The sequence below is a fragment of the Streptomyces sp. NPDC089915 genome (genome assembly GCF_040684675.1).
Lineage (GTDB): Bacteria > Actinomycetota > Actinomycetes > Streptomycetales > Streptomycetaceae > Streptomyces.
Genome location: NZ_JBFBGN010000378.1, coordinates 1 through 1339, shown reverse-complemented (window position 1 = coordinate 1339; position 1339 = coordinate 1). Strand labels below are relative to the sequence as shown.

1 protein-coding gene is annotated in these 1339 nt (G+C 70.2%); it reads right to left on the bottom strand.

All coding sequences use genetic code 11. From position 1 onward, the window contains the following. Positions 1-17: 17 nt before the first annotated feature. A complete protein-coding gene (locus tag AB0O29_RS35970; RefSeq protein ID WP_365160669.1) occupies positions 18-1103 on the bottom strand; it encodes an IS110 family transposase in 1086 nt (361 codons plus the stop codon). Between the last annotated feature and the right edge of the window lie 236 nt (positions 1104-1339).

Genomic DNA, 1339 nt, shown 5'->3' with positions numbered 1-1339 from the left:
GGATGCTCCTATAGACGTCAAGCCGCTGGAGTGAGGTCGGTTTGAGTGATTCGTTCGGTCGGTGCGGTGGTCAGAGCGTGGTAGACCTCGCGGGCGACGAATCGCTTGAGGCAGCGGGTGATGTCCCTCCGGGACAGGCCTTCTTTGGTGCGGCGTTCGACGTAGGCGCGGGTGCGTTCGTCGTAGCGCATGCGGACCAGGACGATGGTGTGCAGGGCGTTGTTCGCGGCCCGGTCACCGCCCCTGTTGAGGCGGTGGCGATGGGTGCGGCCGGACGACGCGGGGATCGGAGCGACCCCTGCCAGGTGCGCGAACGCGCCCTCGGACCGCATGCGCTCCGGGTTGTCCCCGGCCGAGGCCAGTAGCTGGCCGGCGGTCTCGGGGCCGACGCCGAACAGCTCCAGCAGGGCAGGGGCGGCCTGTTTGACCAGCGGGCCGATCTGGGCGTCCAGCTCGGTGATCTCCTCGTCCAGGGCCTGGTGGCGGCGGGCCAGGCGCCGTAGTGCCGCCCGGGTCGCGGCCAGCGGCCGGGCCAGGTCGTCACCGGGACGCAGCCGGGCCAGGGTTCGTATCAGCGCGGCCCTCTCCAGCCTTGCGACCTGCTCGCGCAGCACCGCGGGGGCCGACACGAGCAGGCCGCGGATCTGATTCATCGCCTGGGTGCGGGCCTTGATCGCGCTGCGGCGGACGATCCGCAGCACGCGCACCGCCTCGACCACGCCGTCACGGCTCTTCGGGATGCCGGTGGCCCGCCCGGAGAGCACGGCCGTCGCGGCGGCGTAGGCGTCGACCGGGTCGGACTTGCCCTTCATCCGCCGGATCTTGCGGTCCGGCCGGTCCACGTCGACGACGGTGACTCCGGCCGCGGTGAGTACCCGCGCGAGTTCGGCTCCGTAGGCACCTGTGCCCTCAACGCCCACCGCGACCAGGCTGCCGTGGACACGCATCCAGTCCAGCAGGTCTCGGTAGCCACGGATCGTGGTGGGGAACTCCCGGTCGGCCAGGTGCCGGCCGATGGAGTCGATCACGGCAGCGTGGTGCGTCAGCCCGTGGGTGTCGACTCCGCCGGTGATCTCCGGTCCGTCATGCGTCATGCTGGTCATGTCCGTCCTTGCCGCTTGTCCGAGCCGAGGGCGGCACGCGCCGGTCGGGCGGGTGGACAAGACAGTGACGGGGCCTCTGGCCAGGCTCCTATGAAGTCACAAGCGCCCGTCCGGCCGCGTGCGCGGTGGCGTCGCCGACAGGCCGACAAATCCCAAACAGGACAGCCGAAGCGTCAGTCAGTCGATGAGTCAGACCCACCGGCAACATCACCACGAACATCATCACTGTCAGTCGA

Coding starts and splice junctions, on each gene's coding strand:
- AB0O29_RS35970 (WP_365160669.1), bottom strand. CDS start 1,103: ATGACCAGCATGACGCATGACGGACCGGAGATCACCGGCGGAGTCGAC.